Raw genomic sequence first — 3147 nt, 5'->3', positions numbered from 1 at the left:
TCCCAAAGTTGCCTGGGAATGGTTCCAGGACTCCTGGTTCGGCAGAGAGATCCTCGGCTGGGACGGTATGCCCTATGTCGACATGAGCCTCGCCCTGGTCGGTCTCGCCACAGCGGCCATAGCCTTCAGCGGCGGCTCTGCGGCCCCCATCGTCCTCGCCGGAATCGCCACAGCCGCCACACTCCCCGCAGCCGCCGACCAGATCGCCATCAACACCACGGGCCGCGGCTTCCTGCCCCAAGACCTCCGCACGGCCTTCGACCTCACCGCACTCGCCGGAGGCATCACCGGCATCGGAGTGGGAATCAGGAAGGGCCCCGAGGCCGGCAGCAGAATCCACGGCTTCGTCGAGAAGATCAGCGCCAACTCCGCCGGCAGGACGAAGGTGACCACGGACCGGCCCACGACCAAGAAGACGGCCGGTTCCGGCCACAGGAACAAGGGCGATCGAGTCTCGTTGAGCGACCCACTCCAGCCGAAGGAAGGTCAGCTGAGGCCGGCCGGTCCACCGCAGGACGGACGGCAATACTTCAACGAGGTACTGGACGGACAGCAGAGAGAACTCCGACGACAGAAAGCACGAGGGCTTGCCGAATTCCACGAGGCTCCCCCCATGAAAAGACTCGAAGAACCGGACGACCCCGTGTGGATCGACCGCGCAGAAATCAGTTGGATGCTGGACAAGATCTACGCTCTCAAGGTCTCCAGGGAGCGGATCATGAAAACGAGTACATCAGTCCTGGAGACACCGACGTGACGCACGCCCGGAGATGTGAACCGCGCTCTCCCTGGCGGAGGCACACAGGTCGGCGCCGGGCTCGGGGTTTCGGCAGGCGACAGCCTGGCGCTACGTGAACGAGCCCCTGGCCACCTGGGCGCCTGGCCTGTGCGAGGCCCCGGCCGGACTGGGAGAGGGGGACTCCGTCATCATCGACAAGACACTCGTCGACAAGACTCGTCCCGACCGACCGCGTCAAGGCGGACGAGCCGTACTACTCCCAAAGGCAGCAGCACGGCGTGACGTCCAAGTGATCGCCGCACCCGACGGCACACCGTGCGCCGCTCAGCGGAACGACGGGATGATGTCGGAGCCATAGGCGTCGATGGTGCCCTCGCGGTCGTCGTGCATGGCGTAGACGGCGAACTGGTCCACACCGAGGTCGCGCAGGTGGCGGAGCTTCTCGACATGAGCCTCCGCGGGGCCCAGAAGGCAGAAGCGGTCCACGATGTCGTCGGGGACGAAGGCGGTATCGGGGTTGTCGGCGCGGCCGTGGTGCCCGTAGTCGTAGCCGTGCCGGTTCTTGATGTACGCGGTGAGCTCCTCCGGAACCATTCCGGAGTGCTCGCCGTACTTCTCCACCAGGTCGGCGACGTGATTGCCGACCATGCCGCCGAACCAGCGGCACTGGTCCCGGGCATGGGCCAGCGCCTGCGGGGAGTCGTCCGTGGTGACGTACGCGGGGGCGGCGACGCAGATGGTGAGGGCATCGGGGTCACGGCCCGCGTCGGCGGCGGCCTGCCGGACGGCCTTGACCATCCACTCGGTGAGGAAGGGGTCGGCGAGCTGGAGGATGAAGCCGTCCGCCTTCTGCCCGGCCAGGGCGAGGGCCTTGGGCCCGTACGCCGCCATCCACACCGGCAGCTTGCCGTTCCTCACCCAGGGGATGCGGATCGGTTTGCCGTCGACCTCGGCCTCACGGCCCTCAGCGAGGTCGCGGATGACGTCGATGGCCTCGCCGAGGCGGGCGAGGGTGTTCGGTTTGCGGCCGGCGACGCGCATGGCGGAGTCGCCGCGCCCTGGACCGTCACCGCGGGCATGCCACTGTCGAGGACCACATCCGGTGCGGCAAGACCACCGGCTTCGGCCACTTCCCCTCCCGCGGCTTCGCCGTCTGGCTCGAACTCAGCCTCAGGGCGATCGATCTGCTCGCCTGGACGCGCGTCCTGCTGCTGGACGGGGAGCTGGCCACTGCCCGTGGGGAGCGTGCCAGAGCCCCAGAGCGTGGGAACACGCGATCGGCGGCATACGACGACCTGGTATGGCCGCCTGCCGGGCTGAACCCATGGCGTAGCCCCGATAGGGGTTTTCAAACGGTGGGGCCGGGGACGGCAAGCGGCTCCATGTCTCCAATCGTGTAGATCGCACTATGATATCCCGGCTCAAACGGCACGCCGGGTCGGTTGTCCGGCAACACCTGCATCTGGCAGGAGATCGCCTCGATCGGGAACCCCTTCTTCAGCTGGGTGCACATCGGCTTGACGAGGACCTCCCAGTACGGGTTCTTCGAGGTGTTGATTCCGTCGAGGTACTTCAGCGCCTTGGTGCGAAGGTCGATGTAGTTCGGGATATCGGCGTCGGTGATGCCCTCGTTATAGCGATAGTGGAAATACAGGTTGATCGTCTGACTGCCCTGGTTCCTGGTCCTGTAACCGGCCACCTGGAAGAAGAAGTCCCGCTTGGCCGGCCCTGCGCCAGCAGAGACAGACGGGGCTGCCGCGGGTGTGACGTCGAACGACGTGGTGGATCCGAGTCCGAGCCCCAGGAACAGGGCGAGGAGCGCGAAGACACTGATCCCGGAGAAGGCTTTTCGTTTCACTACTCTCCTCGTTTCCGGTTTCGGGGCTCTGAGCAACTGGTCGCGCCGGGTTCCGTGGGGTAGGTGAGCCGGGCAGGAGGCAGACCCGATGCGCACTACGAGTAACCAGACAGTTACAAACTATCCCGCGCGTCGCGCAACCGCCTCCCGACCCCGGAAACGCCCGAAACGGGATGGAGCGGGATGAGGAGGGGGAACCTGGGACGATTTTGACACCGGCCCCGACCAGGGAGAACTCCTACAAGCCCCTCGCCACCCGCCCGACGCAAATACCGGTCGCCCGTGTGGCTCAAGCCGGTGGCCGGGCGAAGCCGAGCCGGACTGCTGCCAAGTGACCGCTGTCGCCCACGTCTAACCCGTCGCCCCGTTGTCGGCGTTTCACCGGGCTTCCCCTTGCGCGCGCAGCGCCTCCGGCGCAGCGTGTCAAGCACTGGGCGAGAGGAGCTCTGAAAGATCCTGGGGTTTTTTACCCGGGTTGCGGGGAGGGTTGCGGGTTTCTATGGGTTTAGTTGTTCCTCTAGTCCTATGGAGTCTGCGGTGTCTGTTCGTC

At 66.0% G+C, this 3147-nt stretch carries 2 protein-coding genes and 3 pseudogenes; 3 read left to right on the top strand and 2 right to left on the bottom strand.

The features are described 5' to 3' along the window. Together EES43_RS25885 and EES43_RS25880 are read left to right on the top strand one after the other, a co-directional pair. Positions 1-757: hypothetical protein (locus EES43_RS25885; protein WP_164493278.1), on the top strand; the 757-nt coding region annotated here is incomplete at its 5' end. Positions 758-830: 73 nt separating this feature from the next. Beyond that, positions 831-1055, top strand: a pseudogene (locus EES43_RS25880) (IS5/IS1182 family transposase); the annotation flags it as partial. A gap of 8 nt (positions 1056-1063) precedes the next feature. Here the strand turns inward: EES43_RS25880 and EES43_RS25875 are convergent. Beyond that, positions 1064-1798, bottom strand: a pseudogene (locus tag EES43_RS25875) (TIGR03842 family LLM class F420-dependent oxidoreductase); the annotation flags it as partial. Between EES43_RS25875 and EES43_RS31590 the strand changes: the two are divergent. Then, positions 1786-1992 (top strand): annotated as a pseudogene (locus EES43_RS31590) (IS1380 family transposase); the annotation flags it as partial. The pseudogenes EES43_RS25875 and EES43_RS31590 sit on opposite strands and share 13 nt — an antisense overlap. Positions 1993-2087: 95 nt before the next feature. On the opposite strand, the gene EES43_RS25865 reads toward EES43_RS31590, so the two are convergent. Then, entirely contained in the window at positions 2088-2597 is a 510-nt protein-coding gene (locus tag EES43_RS25865) for a hypothetical protein (protein ID WP_124270968.1), read from the bottom strand. Positions 2598-3147 lie beyond the last annotated feature (550 nt).

It is taken from the genome of Streptomyces sp. ADI96-02 (assembly GCF_003846185.1).
Lineage (GTDB): Bacteria > Actinomycetota > Actinomycetes > Streptomycetales > Streptomycetaceae > Streptomyces.
This window is presented reverse-complemented; position numbering and strand designations above follow the sequence as displayed.